The organism is Brevibacterium sp. ZH18 (assembly GCF_022748595.1).
GTDB lineage: Bacteria > Actinomycetota > Actinomycetes > Actinomycetales > Brevibacteriaceae > Brevibacterium.
In genome coordinates this window covers 1-15,644 of the sequence record NZ_JALDSX010000010.1, presented here as the reverse complement: position 1 = coordinate 15,644, position 15,644 = coordinate 1, and the positions used below count along the sequence as shown (strand labels likewise).

Annotated in this window: 11 protein-coding genes and 1 pseudogene; 8 read left to right on the top strand and 4 right to left on the bottom strand. The window is 62.0% G+C overall.

Annotation, left to right across the window (positions count from 1 at the left end; translation table 11 throughout):
* Nucleotides 1–3 precede the first annotated feature (3 nt).
* The 6 genes from MPN20_RS05855 to purQ all read left to right on the top strand — a co-directional run bounded on the left by MPN20_RS05855 (nt 4) and on the right by purQ (nt 5,664).
* Nucleotides 4–1,146, top strand: coding sequence for a spermidine/putrescine ABC transporter substrate-binding protein (locus MPN20_RS05855; protein WP_242780445.1), 1,143 nt, complete (start codon nt 4–6; stop codon nt 1,144–1,146).
* Nucleotides 1,143–2,126, top strand: coding sequence for an ABC transporter permease (locus MPN20_RS05850; RefSeq protein ID WP_242780443.1), 984 nt, complete (start codon nt 1,143–1,145; stop codon nt 2,124–2,126). Before MPN20_RS05855 ends, MPN20_RS05850 begins: the two co-directional genes overlap by 4 nt.
* 1 nt (nt 2,127) lies before the next feature.
* A complete protein-coding gene (locus MPN20_RS05845; RefSeq protein ID WP_242780441.1) occupies nt 2,128–2,991 on the top strand; it encodes an ABC transporter permease in 864 nt (287 codons plus the stop codon).
* 92 nt (nt 2,992–3,083) lie between these two features.
* Nucleotides 3,084–4,496, top strand: coding sequence for an FAD-dependent oxidoreductase (locus MPN20_RS05840; RefSeq protein WP_242780439.1), 1,413 nt, complete (start codon nt 3,084–3,086; stop codon nt 4,494–4,496).
* Nucleotides 4,497–4,669: 173 nt separating this feature from the next.
* Nucleotides 4,670–4,924 (top strand): phosphoribosylformylglycinamidine synthase subunit PurS, encoded by a 255-nt coding sequence (gene purS, locus MPN20_RS05835; protein ID WP_242780436.1) that lies wholly within the window; start codon nt 4,670–4,672, stop codon nt 4,922–4,924.
* Nucleotides 4,924–5,664, top strand: a complete 741-nt coding sequence (purQ, locus tag MPN20_RS05830; RefSeq protein ID WP_242780434.1) for a phosphoribosylformylglycinamidine synthase subunit PurQ — start codon at nt 4,924–4,926, stop codon at nt 5,662–5,664. Before purS ends, purQ begins: the two co-directional genes overlap by 1 nt.
* A 118-nt stretch (nt 5,665–5,782) precedes the next feature.
* Here purQ and MPN20_RS05825 read toward each other — a convergent pair whose 3' ends face one another.
* The 4 genes from MPN20_RS05825 to MPN20_RS05810 form a co-directional block, all read right to left on the bottom strand.
* Nucleotides 5,783–6,568 (bottom strand): hypothetical protein, encoded by a 786-nt coding sequence (locus tag MPN20_RS05825; RefSeq protein ID WP_242780433.1) that lies wholly within the window; start codon nt 6,566–6,568, stop codon nt 5,783–5,785.
* 498 nt (nt 6,569–7,066) lie between these two features.
* Nucleotides 7,067–8,788: a hypothetical protein gene (locus MPN20_RS05820; RefSeq protein WP_242780431.1), complete on the bottom strand. Its 1,722-nt coding sequence runs from the start codon at nt 8,786–8,788 to the stop codon at nt 7,067–7,069.
* A gap of 375 nt (nt 8,789–9,163) precedes the next feature.
* Nucleotides 9,164–11,272 carry an ABC transporter ATP-binding protein gene (locus tag MPN20_RS05815; RefSeq protein WP_278189688.1) on the bottom strand — a complete coding sequence of 703 codons (2,109 nt, stop codon included), beginning with the start codon at nt 11,270–11,272 and terminating at the stop codon, nt 9,164–9,166.
* A 1-nt stretch (nt 11,273) separates the two neighbouring features.
* Nucleotides 11,274–13,007 carry an ABC transporter ATP-binding protein gene (locus MPN20_RS05810; RefSeq protein ID WP_242780429.1) on the bottom strand — a complete coding sequence of 578 codons (1,734 nt, stop codon included), beginning with the start codon at nt 13,005–13,007 and terminating at the stop codon, nt 11,274–11,276.
* A 271-nt stretch (nt 13,008–13,278) separates the two neighbouring features.
* Here MPN20_RS05810 and MPN20_RS05805 point away from each other — a divergent pair, with 271 nt between their 5' ends.
* Complete coding sequence (locus MPN20_RS05805; protein WP_242780427.1) at nt 13,279–14,484, top strand: DUF6882 domain-containing protein; 1,206 nt, start codon at nt 13,279–13,281, stop codon at nt 14,482–14,484.
* 794 nt (nt 14,485–15,278) lie between these two features.
* Nucleotides 15,279–15,500, top strand: a pseudogene (locus tag MPN20_RS05800) (IS481 family transposase); the annotation flags it as partial.
* Nucleotides 15,501–15,644 lie beyond the last annotated feature (144 nt).

The following is a 15,644-nucleotide window of genomic DNA, read 5'->3' as shown; positions in this document are numbered from 1 at the left end:
GATGTGCGTTTCCTCGCGCCCAGATCTGCCTCCGCACTGCTGAGCCGGCGAGCGCTGCTGGCCGGTTTCGGCGTCGTCGGCCTCGGGGCGCTCAGCGCCTGTGGGCGGAATACGACGATGGCGGCATCACCAGCCACGGACGGCACGCTCGAGAAGAAACTCAACCTCTATTCGTGGGGCGACTACGACAATCCGGACCTCATCGACGCGTTCAAGAAGAAGTACGACGTCCTCGTCCAGGTCGACTCGTATGGATCGAACGAGGAACTCGTCGCAAAGCTCTCGACGTCTCGCGGCACCTCCGGCTACGACGTCGTGGTTCCGACCGGATCGAACATTCCGCAGATGCTCAAACACGACCTGCTCCAGGAGCTCGACCTCAGCCTCATCCCGAACTTCAAGCACATGGACCCGAATTTCACGAACCAGTACTTCGATCCTGACAACAAGTACTCCATCTGCAAGGCCTGGGGCACGACGGGGTTCGTCTACAACACGAAGAAGATCAAGCGCAAGATGACGAGCTGGCAGGACTTCATCGACACCGCGCAGAAGGAGGCGGCGGGAACCACCTCGCTGCTCGAGGACCCGTGGGAGGTCAGCGCGATCGCCCTGGCAGCGTTGGGCTACAGCCTGAATACACAGGACGAGAAGGAGCTCGATGAGGCCAGGACGATCATTCTCGACAAACTGGCACCGAACACTAAGGCCTACATCGGCAACGTCGCCACCGGCATGATCCAGGGCAGCTTCACACTGCTTCAGGCATTCAACGGCGATGCCCGCCAGGGCCTGGCCGAGGCGGCTGAACCCGATGACTGGAAGTTCGTGTTCCCGACGCCTTCGGCGAATCTGTGGATGGACTGCTGGGCGATCGCGACGGGTGCCCCACACCCTGATTCCGCCCATGCCTTCATCAACCAGATGATCTCCCCGGAGACCGCCGTCGAGCAGCTCGACTACATCGGATACCCGATCGGCACCAAGGGACTGGCTGAAGCCGCAGCCAAGGCTGACCTCGACGAGCAGGAACTCATCTTCCCCTCACAGAAGGTCCTCGACCGGCTCGAACCCAGCAAACAGACCCCTGCCGATCAGATCCGCACGAAGATCTATGCCGATGCGCAAGCGAGGAGCGGAGCATGAGCACGCAGACGACACCCCAGAAGACAGAGAATTCGAAACCACAGAGGACAAGGAAGTCTTCGAAGCCTGTGAAGCCCGGCGGAATGTCGGCACGGTTCTTCGGAGCCTCAGCGATGTCGTTCCCGACCTGGGCGTACGCACTGTTCTTCTTCGTCATCCCGGTCGCTCTCGTCATCTTCTACAGCTTCGGCTACAAACCCGACGAGTTCACGGCCGTGGCCACCGACCACCTGTCCTTCGACCGCTACCCGGAGGCGATGTCGGCAAGCTTCGTATCGACGTTCTTCGCAACCCTGCGGATCTCCATCGTCGGGACGATCCTGTGCCTGATCATCGCCTTGCCGTTCTCGTACTGGCTGGCCATCAAGGTCTCCCCGGCGAGGCGGTCTCTGGCCTTGGCACTCGTCATGGTGCCGTTCTGGACGAACTTCCTCGTCCGCACCCTCGGATGGCAGATCATGCTCTCCCCCGACGGATTCCTGTCGAAGTGGATGCAGGGACTGGGACTGCTCGATGGTCCTCTCGACATCCTCTATACGCGCTCAGCGGTGCAGATCGGCGTCGTCTACAACTACCTGCCGCTGATGATCCTCCCGCTCTTCGTCGCGATCGATGCCTCGGGCCAGAAGCTACGCGAAGCCAGCTACGACCTCGGCGCGGGCAAGGTCACGACGTTCCTCCGTGTGACGCTGCCGATGGCGATGCCGGGTGTGGTCTCCGGATGCCTGCTCGTGTTCATCCCGCTCAACGGCGACTACGTCACGGCAACCGTGCTCGGCGGCGCCAGCGGGTCGATGGTCGGCCAGCTCATCGCCAACCAATTCAATACCGCTCAGAACTGGGCGGTCGGCGCGGCGATGGCGGTGATCCTCATCCTCGCCACTCTTGTGGTCGTCGGGATCGGGTTCGGGCTGCTTAAGCTCGGACAGATGATCGCGGCAAAGCTCAACAGCGTGCCGCTGACAGACGGAAGGGCCTGAGATGTCGAAGAAGAACACATTCGCCCGGCGGACGCCGACGGACATCGGCCTCAACATCTGGGGCGTCCTCGTCTTCGCCTACCTGTTCATCCCGATCGCGGTCATCATCGCGTACTCGTTCAACACGGGCAAGGTGCTCGCGAACTTCCGCGGCTTCGGCTTCGACGCCTACATCAGCGGAGTCAATAACGACATCATCGTCTCCTCCATCGTCACGAGCCTCCAGGCTGCGGTGGGTGCAGCACTCGTCTCGACGCTCTTCGGCACCTTGGGCGGCGTGGCTCTGGCCCGGGCACCGAAGGGCGCATGGTGGGCGCTCGGCCTGACCGCGATCCTCGGCCTGACCCTGGTCACTCCTGAGATCGTCGACGGCATCTCGTTCCTGCCCTGGTTCGTCACCGTCGGAGTCGACTGGGGCATCACCCCGCTCAACAATGGTCTGGTCCGACTCATCATTGCGCATTCGATGTTCTCCATGGCGATCGTGACGTTCATCGTCCGCGCCCGGCTTGCGGGCATCGACTCGCAGCTCGAGGACGCCGCAGCCGACCTGGGTGCGACCCCGTGGAACCGGTTCAAGGACATCACCCTGCCGATCGCGGCTCCCGGCATCCTCGCCGGTGCGCTGATGTCATTCACGGTCAGCCTCGACAACACGATCCTCTCAAGCTTCGTGCAGCAGCCCGGCTACACCCCATGGCCGGTCTACATCTTCTCGGCGGTGAGGGTCGCACTGCGACCTGAGGTCGCCGCGATGTCGACCGTGATGTTCCTCCTCACCCTCCTGGCCTTGGCCATCGTGGGCTTCGTGCTGCGCAAGGCAGGTGGAAGTTCGACGGAGATCATCAAGACGATGGCAGGCTGATTCACCCCGCAACTCTGCACTGACTGTTACAAGACAGAACTCGAAAGTCGTCAGGCCGCGCACGAATGCGACTTGGCAGAAGGAGAAAAGATATGGACGTCACCGCCGCGTTGGCCGACGCTTCCACCGTGCCGTTCTGGCTCGATTCCGATCAGCGCCCAGAGCCGCTTCCCCCACTGACCCACGATCTCGAGGCCGACCTCGTCATCGTCGGGGGCGGTTTCACAGGACTGTGGACTGCGCTGCAGGCAAAGGAGCGCGATCCTGACCGTCACGTCGTCCTCCTCGAGGCCAACACGATCGGGTGGGCCGCTTCGGGACGCAACGGCGGTTTCTGTGCAGCCAGCCTCACCCACGGATACGACAACGGTGAGAACCATCTTCCCGACGAGAACGAACGTCTGGCACAGCTCGGGCTGGACAACCTCAACGAGATCGAAGCCGCCGTCGCCCGATACGGCATGGATGTCGAGTTCGAACGCACCGGTGAACTCGACGTTGCCACCGAGGACTACCAGGTTCCCGCGCTGCGTGAGGCCCACGATCCGGAGAGCGGCTTCATCTTCTACGACCAGCAGGAGCTGGCGCAGCTCGTGAAGTCCCCGACGTACAAAGGTGCCCTCTGGGACTCCCGCGAGGTCGCCATGGTCAACCCGGCAAAACTGTGCTGGGAGCTGCTGCGGGTCATCCGCGAACTCGGTGTCGAGGTCTTCGAAGGCACGAAGGTCACCGATGTCAGCGACCAGAAGTCCACAGTCAGGATCACAACCTCGGCGCAGGTCGACGGTCAGCGCGCCGGGGACTCGGCGACGATCTCGGCCAAGCGCGTGGCTTTGGCGACGAATGTCTTCCCGTCACTGCTCAAACGGGTCAGCCTGCACACTGTGCCGGTCTACGACTACGCGCTGATGACCGAACCGCTGAGTGCTCAGCAGCTCGCGGCGATCGGCTGGGACGGACGACAGGGCATCGGCGACTGTGCCAACCGATTCCACTACTACCGACTCTCGGCAGACAATCGGATCCTCTTCGGCGGCTGGGACGCCGTCTACCACTACGGTCGACAGGTGTCATGGAAGTACGACCAGCGTCCCGAGACGTTCGAGACCCTGGCCGAGCACTTCTTCGAGACCTTCCCCCAGCTGACCGGTCTGCGATTCAGCCACAAATGGGGCGGACCGATCGATACCTGTTCACGATTCTTCCCGTTCTTCACCACGGCCTACAGCAAGAAGGTCGCGATGGCGGCAGGATTCACCGGTCTCGGTGTGGGGGCATCGCGCTTCGCCGGAACTGTCATGCTCGACCAGCTCTCCGGGCTGGAGACCGAGCTGACCCGGTTGGAGATGGTGCGGAAGCTGCCGTTGCCGTTCCCGCCTGAACCGGTGGCCTGGCTGGGTATCCAGATGACGACGAATGCGATGATCAGAGCCGACGAGAACCAGGGTAAGCGGGGTCCGCTGCTCAAGGTCCTCGACGCCGTCGGGATGGGCTTCGACTCCTGACAGTGCCAGTCACGTCCGGACGGCGGACGGTGGGCCGGGTCGTCCGGACGGCGGACGGTGGGCCGGGTCGTCCGGACGGCGGACGGTGGGCCGGGTCGTCCGTTCGCGCTTGGTAGACTTTGTGCGAGCACGGGAGGAATTCCCGAACACTTTCATGAAGGAGCAGAACACGCATGGCACGTGTCGTCGTTGAGGTTATGCCCAAGCCTGAGATTCTCGATCCTCAGGGCAAGGCGATCTCCGGTGGATTGACCCGACTCGGCTTCACTGGTTTCGGTGAGGTCCGGCAGGGAAAGCGCTTCGAACTCGAAGTCGAGGGTGAGGTCACCGAGGAGGTCCTCGCGCAGGCTCGCGAAGCTGCGGAGAAGCTCCTGTCGAACCCGGTCATCGAGAACGTCGTTGCCGTGCGCGTCGCCGAGGACGCCTGATGACTGCTGTCGCCGTTGACTCCACCACCGCCGAGGCGGGCGCTGGGTCCGGAGTCTCGATCGGTGTCGTCACGTTCCCCGGAACCCTCGATGACCGTGACGCGGCACGTGCAGTGCGCTTGGCCGGAGCGAAGCCGGTCAACTTGTGGCACGCTGATTCCACGCTGGCTGGTGTGGACGCGGTCATTCTGCCCGGCGGGTTCTCCTACGGTGACTACCTGCGCTGCGGTGCGATCGCGGGATTCGCTCCGATCATGGAGTCCGTCGTCGCGGCTGCAAACGCGGGCATGCCGGTCCTCGGAATCTGCAACGGCTTCCAGATCCTCTGCGAGTCGCATCTGCTGCCGGGCGCACTCATCCGCAATGACCACCAGCACTTCATCTGCCGCGATCAGGACCTGGTCGTCGAGAACGCGAACACCGCGTGGACCGGCGACTATGCCCAGGGGCAGACGATTCGGATTCCGCTGAAGAACGGTGAAGGCGGATTCGTCGCCACCGACGAGGTCCTCGACGAGCTTGAGGGCAGCGGCCGTGTGGTATTCCGCTATCAGGGGCTCAACCCCAATGGTTCTCTGCGCAACATCGCCGGCATCACGAATGAGGCTGGGAACGTCGTCGGCCTCATGCCTCACCCCGAGCATGCCGTTGAGGCTGGGTTCGGCCCCGAAGACGGCGGCGGAATCGACGGTCAGGGATTCTTCTCCTCAGCTGTGCGCGCGCTCGTCAACGGTCGCTGACCTCACCGACTGTTACGCGAATGGGCCCCGAGGCTCGGCATAGTGCCGAGTCTCGGGGCCCTCAGCAGTTCCATCCTCACTGCCGACCGAAGTGACCTCACTGCTGACCGGAGTAACCTCACTCCTGAGGTTCGGTCGGGTTCACCGTCAGTGGTGCCGAGTCCTCGAGATCACCGCACGTGGCGACGGCCTCGTACTCGCCTGTATCGGGCATGTTCTCCCTCGGCATGTATCTCACTGATGCAGACTCGTCCTCACCGGCGAGCTGTCTCTTCTCCCAGACCTTCGGCCTGCCTTCTTCGTCGGTCTTGAACACTTCGAAGAGGACCTGGTCCTTGCTCGAGCAGTTGACCATCGTCAGGTTGAGCCCCTCCTGGTACAGCGACTCGTCGAGCATCGTCGAATTCGGGTCCATCACGAGCGTGCCGTCATTGTATTCGCCCCGATCACCCTCGATGATGTGGACCTGGGCGTGAAACAGGCGGTCCGGCTCATCACCGCGTTTGACCGTGATCGTGAACTTGACGTTCGTATCGTCGGGCTTCTCATCCATGACAACCGACCCGTCGTACGGTCCGTCCTTCTCCACTGTCCACAGCTCGTTGTCCAGGCTAGTGGTGACGGTGTCTCCCTTCTTGAGCCCGTCGATCGTGAACTCGATGCCCTTGCCGTGTGTGACCTCAAGAGGCGTCATCTCACGGTACTTCAACGCCAAGTCCGCTTCCTTCATCACCGAATCCTCATTCGAGGCATCATCGCCCGAGGCCGCGGTCTGGCTCGAATGAGTTCCGCCCGACGGCGCAGAGTCCGATGCTGCCGCGCCGATCCCTGAAGCTGTCGCCGGTCCGGCTCCGAACGCGGAGAGGCAAAGAGTGATTGAAGCTGCAAGTGTGAGCCTCTTCATTGTGATCATCCTTCTTTCGAATCATGGATTCTTACCAAGTGCTCTTGCCGTCTTCGGTTATGCCGCTGACGCTACACAGGCACCACAGGAGCTGTGGAGTTCTGTTCATTGTGGTCATTGCGAAACTGTCATAGATGCCGTGGCCACACCGTGACGACAACGCGACATGACGGTGTCCCTACTGAGCCGAAGTCCCGAATTCGTCTCGGCACACCAACACCTGCGGGTAGTCGGTGATCTGAAGCCGTCCCTGCTCAGCGTCCTGCCCCAGCACCTCTCGCGCTGTCGTCAACCGGGTCAGTGGGAGCACGGTCTCCTGTGCCCGTTCAGGCCATGTTCAGCTGAGCGATCACAGAGATGTGAATTCGACTGCTGCGTGAGCCTGAATCGTTATCACCGATTTCGCGTCGCTCGGAGAAGATCATCAGAGGCCAGCGGATCTTCCAACCGGCGCCCCCTGTCGGGCCGGGACGCATCACCGACCCGACAGGGCACCGATCACGACGTGGTCTGCTTGCGGCGTGCGAACATCACCGTGGCCGCTCCCCCGAGGATGAGCAGAGCACCAGCGCCGAGCCCGGTCAGTTCAGCACCGGTTCGGGGCATCGACCCGGCGTTGCCGGAATCACCCGTGCCGCTCGAGCTTCCGCCGGAACCGCTGTCCGTGACGACGAATTCATCGCTCAGACTCTGGTCCATGCAGTTCGCCATCGCCTGGTAGGTACCGACGTAGGCCTCGGGCCTGTCCTCGAGACCGTAGACCTGAATTGATGCCGTACCGCTCTCGTTGGCTCTCGCCGTCCTGTTGTAGAGCTTCTCGGCAGGGTCATGGCCCCAGACCTCGAACTGGACATTGCTGCCGGGCTTGCAGTCGGTGACGGTGATCGTCACGCCTTTGCTGCGATCGACGAAGTCCTCACCAGAGAGCTTCTTCGGGTCGACAGAGAGCGTCGGATCGACGACGCTGCTGTCGTCGGTCACAGTGAAGGTCGCCTCCGCAGTGTTGTCCCCGCATGAGGCCATGACGAGGTACTCGCCTACCCAACTGACTCCGCTGTCTCCATCGGGGACGAAGTTCGCATACCCTGCCGCGTCCTCGCCGGCCTTCTGCGTTTCCTCCCAAACGGTGGTGTCAGGGTCATGTTTGGTGCTCACTCTGAACTTCACATCATCGCGGGCGACGCAGTTGACGAGCGTGATGTTGACTCCGTTCTTGAAGAACTCCTGCAGCCCTTGAGTCTTCGGCGTCACTGTGAGATCCGAGTTCGGTTCGTCGTCATCGTCGCCTGTCACGGTAAACGTCGCTTCGGCGCTCTTATCACCGCACGAGGCCGTGACGACGAAGTCACCGATCCATCCGTCTCCTCCGGTGCCAGGCATGAAGGTGGCGTTTCCGGCGTCGTCCTCACCGGTGTTCTGAGTTTCCTCCCAGATCGTCGTCTCCGAGCCGTCCTTGCGCGTGATGCGGAAGCTCACGTCTTCGTCTATTCCGCAGTTGACCAGCTTCATCTGGACGCCACCGGTCAAATAGTCACCCAGATTCTGGGTCTTCGGCGAGACCGTGAGGTCGACATCGGATTCTCCGTCGTCGGGTGCCACGACGTCGACACTGCCAGTGAAGGTCTTCGACTCCTGGCCCTCTCGGGCAACGGTGACTGTGACGTCCAGGGTGTCACCGGTTTTGAGCTCGGTATTGCCCAGAAGTACTCCGGTGAAGGCACCGTCACTCTCAACGGTGGTCGAGTTCTCTTCACCAGGCTCGGCAGTGACGACGTCCCCTGCTTTGAGGGACTTGATGGTGTAGCGGATGCCGCTGTCGGGATCTCCGATCTCTTCAGCAGTCATCGTGTGATCAGCAAGAGAGAAACTCGCATCGATCGGCTCGGACGCTTCGGCGTCGTCGGTTGCACCGTCCTTTGCAGCACCGTCCTCCGCCGCACCGTCCTTCGCATCGCCTGTCGGATCAGCAGCATCTTCGGCAGGAGGGGTGGAGCCGCCTGGGTCACTCGACTCGTTCCCACCGCCCTGACCGCCGCCCTGACCCGGATCGGCAGAACCGGGATCACCTGAGCCGGGATCGGCGGCAGAGTTCCTCGGAGACGTTGCGTCCTCCTGCGCCGCGAGTGCTTCGGTCGTGGTCAATGTGTTTGCAGCCGCAGGTCCGACACCGAGTGCGGAGATTGCCAGAGCGACGGTCGCTGCAAGTGCCAGCCGTTTCATGATGATCCTTCCAGATATCTGGGTGGTTCCCATTTCCGGTTATGAAACTGACCGTACGTCCGTAGTTAGTTTCCGGCTATTTTTGGTCAATTAGTTCATGACGGATCTGTGATCAAATTCGTTCGAAATGTTTATCGGCCTGAGACTTCGCAGAAGCCCACGGAATACACGGGGCTGAGGATTGCGGATGTCGCGCCTCAACCACCTCGGAGTTCACCTGTTTCACATGGTCTCCGACCACCAGAATCGGCACATCGCCGCTCTGTCACGATTGCGTAGCAGTGTCCGTTTCCACTCGAGAATCGTTACCCGGATCAGAGACGATTTCGGCCCTCGCATTCCAGATGCGAGGGCCGAATCGGCAGTGCGAACTAATCAGGAGTCGGTGCTTGGGCCGTCATTTGGTGAGTCTGGCGTGCGCGTTCCCTCGTCGGAAACCGGTTCGCCTTCGTCCTGCTCAGCCTCAGCCTCGGCCAGCACCTCGGCGGTGAACTGCTCCTCAGCATCCTCACCACGGAACTGCGACATGTACAGGCGATAGTACGGACCTCCTGCCGTCAGCAGTTCGTCGTGGTTGCCGTGTTCGACGATGGCACCGTCCTCCATCACGAGGATGGTATGAGCATCACGGATTGTCGACAGTCGATGAGCGATGACGAACGACGTGCGGTCGGTGCGCAGCGCTGCCATGGCCTGCTGCACGAGCACCTCGGTGCGGGTGTCGACCGAAGAGGTCGCCTCATCGAGGATGAGCAGTGACGGATCCGCCAAGAACGCACGAGCGATCGTGATGAGCTGGCGCTCACCGGCCGAGACGCTTCCGCTATCGGCATCGATGACCGTGTCATAGCCGTCGGGCAGCTGTCGGACGAAACGATCGACCATGGTGGCCTTCGCTGCGTCCATGACCTCGTCGTCGGTGGCATCGAGCCGCCCGTATCGGATGTTGTCCCGAATCGTGCCCTCGAAGAGCCAGGCATCCTGGAGGACCATGCCCACATGGGAGCGCAGATCCGCACGGGTGAGGTCCTGAATGTCGGTGCCGTCGAGGTAGATCGCTCCGCCGGTGATCTCATAGAAGCGCATGACGAGATTGACCAGGGTAGTCTTTCCCGCGCCAGTGGGTCCGACGATTGCCACCGTGTGTCCGGGATCGGCGGTGAACGAAACCTTCTCGATGAGCGGGACCTCTTCGGAGTAGCGGAAGCTGACCTCAGAGAACTCGACCTTGCCCGGAGTGCGCGGCGGCAGTGCCTCGTGGGCGTCGTCGGGATCCTCTTCTTCGGCGTCGAGGAGTTCGAAAGTCCTCTCCGCCGAGGCCACACCGGACTGCAGCATGTTCGCCACACCAGCCATCTCGGAGATCGGCTGGGAGAATTCGCGGGAGTACTGGATGAATGCGGTCGCATCGCCCAATGTCATCTGCCCCGAAGCCACTTTCAGCCCACCCGCGACAGCGACGAGGACATAGCTGAGGTAGGACACGAACTGCATCGAGGGCATGATCATGCCGGACACGAACTGTGCTCCAGCGGAGGCTTTGAATAGTGCCTCATTGCGACGGTCGAATTCTTCGAGCATGACCTCGTCGCGCCCGAAGGCGCGCACGATGTCGAGACCTGAGAACGATTCTTCGACGTGACCGTTGACGTCACCGGTGTGCTTCCACTGGGCTTTGAACATTCTCTGCGACCGCGAGCCGATGACTCCAGCGATGATCGCCGACAGGGGGAGAGCGATGAGAGCGAGCAGCGCCAGCTGCCAGGACACGACGAACATCATCACGCCGATGCCGATGATCGTCAGACCGGACTGGACGAGCTGTGAGAACGCCTGCTGCAGCGCCTGCTGGATGTTGTCGACGTCGTTGGTCACTCGCGACATCACGTCACCGCGCTGTCGGGTGTCGAAATAGCGCAGCGGCAGTCGATTGACCTTGCGTTCGATGTCTTCACGCAGTCGGTACACAACGCGCATGACCAGGGCGTTGAGGATGTAGCCCTGCGCCCACATGAGCATCGAGGCCACCAAGTACATGAGGAGGACGATGATGATGATCTGGCCCAGGGCAGTGAAGTCGATCCCCTGCCCGGGGACCACACCGGCGGTGGCGAGCATATCGGCGAAATCGTCGCGTCCCTGAGCACGGGCACCGGCGATGACGTCTTCGATCTTCGCCCCGGCCGGCAGCTGGGACCCGATGACGCCGGAGAAGACGATATCCATCGCCTTGCCGAGCACCTTCGGAGCGATGACCGTGAGGACCACAGATCCGATGACGAGCAGGACCACATTGATGAGACCGAGCTTCTCGGCCGCCATGAGGCCGAACAGGCGTTTGACCGAGGGCCAGAAGTGCTTGGCCTTGCGCGGCGGTGTTCCGCCGCTCATTTCGACGTCCTCGCCTGAGGGAATGTAGTCCTCGTCTGCTTCAACACCGGTGGAGGTGTTGGCCGCGGTGTCGGTGGAGAGTTCGTTCGCCATCTCAGTTCACCTCTTCCGCTGTCAGCTGTGATTCGACGATCTCCTGGTAGGTCGGGTTCGACTCAACCAGTTCGTCATGGGTTCCCTGACCCACGATCTTCCCGTCCTCGAGGACGATGATCTGATCGGCCTCGCGAATCGTGGATACGCGTTGGGCGACGACCACGACCGTGGCGTCGCCGGTGGTGGCGGCCAGCGCCTCGCGCAGGCGCCCGTCGGTGGCAACGTCGAGGGCGGAGAACGAGTCGTCGAAGACGTAGATTCGTGGTTTCGCAGCCAAGGCCCTGGCGATGCACAGACGCTGTCGTTGGCCGCCGGAATAGTTCGTTCCACCCTGTGCGACGCGTTCGTCGAGCTGATCTTCCTTGGCCGCGACGAAATCGTCAGCCTGAGCGATCCGCAAGGCGTCCCAGAGTTCCTCATCAGTGGCGAATTCGCGGCCGAACCGCAGGTTCGAAGCGATCGTTCCGGAGAACAGGTACGGCTTCTGTGGGACAAGTCCGACGAGCTGCGCCAGCTGGTGCCGGTTGAAGGCGGTGACCGGGATGCCGTCGATGAGGATCTCTCCGACCTGTGGGTCGAGCAGTCGTGGGATGAGGTTGACGATCGTCGACTTACCCGCCCCTGTGGATCCGATGATCGCCGTGGTGGTCCCCGGCTTCGCTGTGAAGTCGAGACCCTCAAGGACGGGAACCTCGGCGCCGGGATAGCCGAAGCTGACGTTGCGGAACTCGAGTTCGCCTCGGCGCGGGAGTTCGTCGACTCCTTCGGGGATCACCATGGATGACGTGGTATCAAGGATTTCTGAGATGCGTTCGGCGCATACGACGGCGCGCGGGATCATCATCATCATGAACACGCCCATCATCACGGCCACCAGGATCTGGAGGAGATACTGGAGGAACGCGGTCAGCGATCCGACTTCCATCTGCCCGGCGTCGACGCGGTGGCCACCGAACCACAGGACTGCGGCCGTCGCCAGGTGAAGGATCATCATGATCGCAGGGAACATGAGAACGAAGAGGTTGCCGACCTTGACCGAGGTCTCGGTCAGGGCGCGGTTGGCATCGGCATAGCGGTCGGTCTCGAACGGTTCTCGCACGAACGCGCGGATGACGCGGATGCCTGTGATCTGCTCACGCAGGACTCCGTTGATGTCGTCGACCTGGCCCTGCATGCGTCGAAACAGCGGCATGAGCAGGTAGACAAGGATGCCGACGACGATGAAGAGGGCGGGGACGGACACCCACACCAGCCAGGAGAGCCCGGCATCTTCGCGCAGCGCCATAATGATGCCGCCGATGCACATGATCGGTGTCGAAACCATGAAGTTCATGGTCATGAGCACGAGCATCTGAACCTGCTGGACGTCATTGGTGTTACGGGTGATCAACGTGGCGCTGCCGAACTTCCCGACCTCGAGCATCGAAAGCTCATCGACCTTGCTGTAGATCGCTCTCCGCAGGTCCCGGCCCACGCCCATTCCAGTGCGAGCTCCGAAATAGATCGCCGTGACAGCGGTGACGACCTGGACGAAGCAGACGATGAGCATCGTCATCCCCGTCGACCAGATGAAGTCCGTGTCGCCTTTGGCCACGCCCTGGTCGATGATCTGGGCGTTGAGGCTCGGTAAGAAGAGCGCGGCGATGGTCGCGGCCAGCTGCAGGGCCACGACGAAGACAATGAAGAGCCGGTAGGATCTCGCGTATTTCAGGGACAGGCGCAATAGGGCCACGTTGAACGTCCTGGGAGTTGTATGTCTGACGGTGTCGTCATAAGAACCGAATCCGTGCGGGATTCGTGAGCGCAAAAAGCTATCCTACATCGTTTCGCCTTCCTCCTGCGGTCCGAAATCTGCGGCCTCTGAACTGTTGCCGCTGTTCTCCTGCGTCTCACCACCAAGCACACCACGAGGCACTGACACAGCCGGAGCGATCCGGGTCCGACCTCGGCGGGGCTGGGCGTGCCTCCTCGCATAACCGGCCCATACCTCTAGTCTTGAAATCATGAGCACAACTTTGCAGGACCTGGTCAATCGCGCCGTCTTCTTCTCCACGGAGATGCAGACGCATTTCGGATCCCTCATTGCCGACGCCTCCTGGGATGTCGAATTTACGGCCGATCCGCAGCTGACCTTCAGCTCTGAGGAGGGGGTCGTCCTGCGCGGCCGCCCACATCTGCTCGGCTCGGAGTCGAGTGGGCAGAACACGTGGCTATGGGGGTGGGAGAACATCAACGAGTTCCCCGAGCCGGTCGTCAGCCTTGCTCATGACGTCCGTAAGTTCGGCGCCGCCGAGGATGTCACTGAGCTGATCGCCGAGGAGCTCGAGCTCGACGAGGAACTCGCACTGCGCCTGACTCTGGCGTCCAAAGAGGTCACCGGGAAGTGGGCGCACTACCCTGCCGCCGCGGGGGCTGGAACGACCGTGTGGCTGCTGGTCGATGCACCCGAGCTCACCCTGCCCGAACCGCAGGTCAAGACCACAGTGCGTGCCCTCATGCAGGGGCTGACGCAGACGACGGTGACCGATCATCGTGGTGCTCTCGAGTCGTATGTCGCCAAACGAGGACTGGCCACAGCACCGCTGCCCGAGGAGGGTCTGCGTCTGCTCTTCGCCGATGGATGCGCGGATCTGTCGTTCGACGACCAGCGCCGGATCTCCAACTGCGAGATGCACACTCCGCTCGAGGGCGAAGCCGCCGAACAGTACGCACAGGCGACTGGTGCCGGCAGCCCCGCCACCACGGATTCTGCGGATGCGGCGACTTCCGCACAGGTCCCTGCTCCATCCTCCGCCGCAGGATCATCAACCGCCGCAGCGCCATCTCGCGACCGCGACGCCGCTCGAGCCGAGCCCACCCGCACGAACGAGCCCGCTGCGGCTTCGGGTCCAGCGGCAGACACCTCGAGTTCGGCCACGACCACCAATGCCCCTGCGGAAGCAACGCCCGCGTCGCACGGTTCGACTGATACGCCGGCGACTGCGGACTCAACGACCGATCGTCGCGAGTCCACAACCACAGGCACCTCCGCCGAGGCGACCGCCTCCGAATCTGATGCCGATCGTTCCGCACCCGCTGGCGGACCCGGTGCCGGTTCGGAACCGACAGACGAGAGCCCGCGCGAGGACGAGTCGGAGACTTCCGACGAAGCGCAGCCGAACGAGCCCAAGAAGAAGAAAGGCCTCTTCTCGAAGCTCTTCGGCCGCTAAGGCCTCGTCGGCCACTGACGCGACCAGGTTCGACGACCTGGAACTGAATGCGCTCGGTTCGGCCGAGTAGTCACAGACGAGCCCTTGCGCACCGTGTTGCACCGCGTTGCACCGGGAAGTGGTTGAGAGTCACCTGGCTGTAAGCAACCTGTCTCAGCGACAAATCCGGGAACCGGGTCGTGCCATGCCGGCTGTCAGCGTAGACGCCGGCGAAAACACTCGGCTTCTCGAGCCGGGCCTGTGAGGTTTAACGGAAAACGGCGGTGTTCTCACACCGCTCAATGGCGGCCAACCCGAACTTTTTGTAGTTTGACAGAGCCCCTGTGGTGCGCGGACGGGTGGTGCCGTGCTGATGCACACGGACTATCGTGGAGTCGATCGACGCGACCCAGTCTAGGTCTCCGGACTGATGCGCGAGGGACTGCACCTTCTCCAGCAGTCGCGCCCACACTCCTTGCCCGGCCAACCGGTTGAAGTTCTAGTAGATCGTGTTCCAGTTCCCCGAACCGCTTTGGCAGCTCCCGCCATGGCGCGCCCCTGCGGAACCACCGCGCCGTCGCTTCGACCATCGTGCAGCGATTCACCGGAGACCGCCCGGTCGATTTGGCGTTCGGGAGAGCGGACCGATCACCGCCCATGCCTCATCAGAGATCACATCACGCGACACGACCTCAAGCCTGGGTCGATGAGGCCAAAACCACCTTTAGAAATACGCCCTAGCTGTACTTCCTCGACACGTTGTGAACGGTCCACGCCGGGGCCAAGGGGTCGCGCGGATATCGGTTCCTCTACCGGCTGTCGATCGCTATTCGAGGCTCGCCTACCCCGAAATTCTCGATAGTGAGCGCAAGGGCACTGCTGCCGGGCTCTGGCGGCGCGCGGACGATTTCTTCGCGAACATCGGTGTCGAGGTCGCCGAAGTGATGACCGATAACGGATCCTGCTACCGGCCACGGGCCTTTGCTAAGGCTTTCGGTGAGGGCGCGAAACACCGTAAGACGAAACCCTATCGATCGTAGACGAATGGTAAGGGCGAGCGATTAACCGGACTCCTCATGCCAAATGGGCTCTTCGTAAACGAGAGTGTAGGTCAGTGATCTTCAAACACAGCGAGTCGCTGCCCGGATAGACGTCGAGGTCTTCCGATGATGGAAGTTCCT

Excerpts from the sequence above, each read along its gene's own strand:
- MPN20_RS05805 (WP_242780427.1), top strand. The coding sequence starts at position 13,279 with ATGAGCACAACTTTGCAGGACCTGGTCAATCGCGCCGTCTTCTTCTCC.
- MPN20_RS05815 (WP_278189688.1), bottom strand. The coding sequence starts at position 11,272 with ATGGCGAACGAACTCTCCACCGACACCGCGGCCAACACCTCCACCGGT.
- purQ (WP_242780434.1), top strand. The coding sequence starts at position 4,924 with ATGACTGCTGTCGCCGTTGACTCCACCACCGCCGAGGCGGGCGCTGGG.
- MPN20_RS05840 (WP_242780439.1), top strand. The coding sequence starts at position 3,084 with ATGGACGTCACCGCCGCGTTGGCCGACGCTTCCACCGTGCCGTTCTGG.
- MPN20_RS05825 (WP_242780433.1), bottom strand. The coding sequence starts at position 6,568 with ATGAAGAGGCTCACACTTGCAGCTTCAATCACTCTTTGCCTCTCCGCG.
- MPN20_RS05820 (WP_242780431.1), bottom strand. The coding sequence starts at position 8,788 with ATGAAACGGCTGGCACTTGCAGCGACCGTCGCTCTGGCAATCTCCGCA.
- MPN20_RS05845 (WP_242780441.1), top strand. The coding sequence starts at position 2,128 with ATGTCGAAGAAGAACACATTCGCCCGGCGGACGCCGACGGACATCGGC.
- MPN20_RS05850 (WP_242780443.1), top strand. The coding sequence starts at position 1,143 with ATGAGCACGCAGACGACACCCCAGAAGACAGAGAATTCGAAACCACAG.
- purS (WP_242780436.1), top strand. The coding sequence starts at position 4,670 with ATGGCACGTGTCGTCGTTGAGGTTATGCCCAAGCCTGAGATTCTCGAT.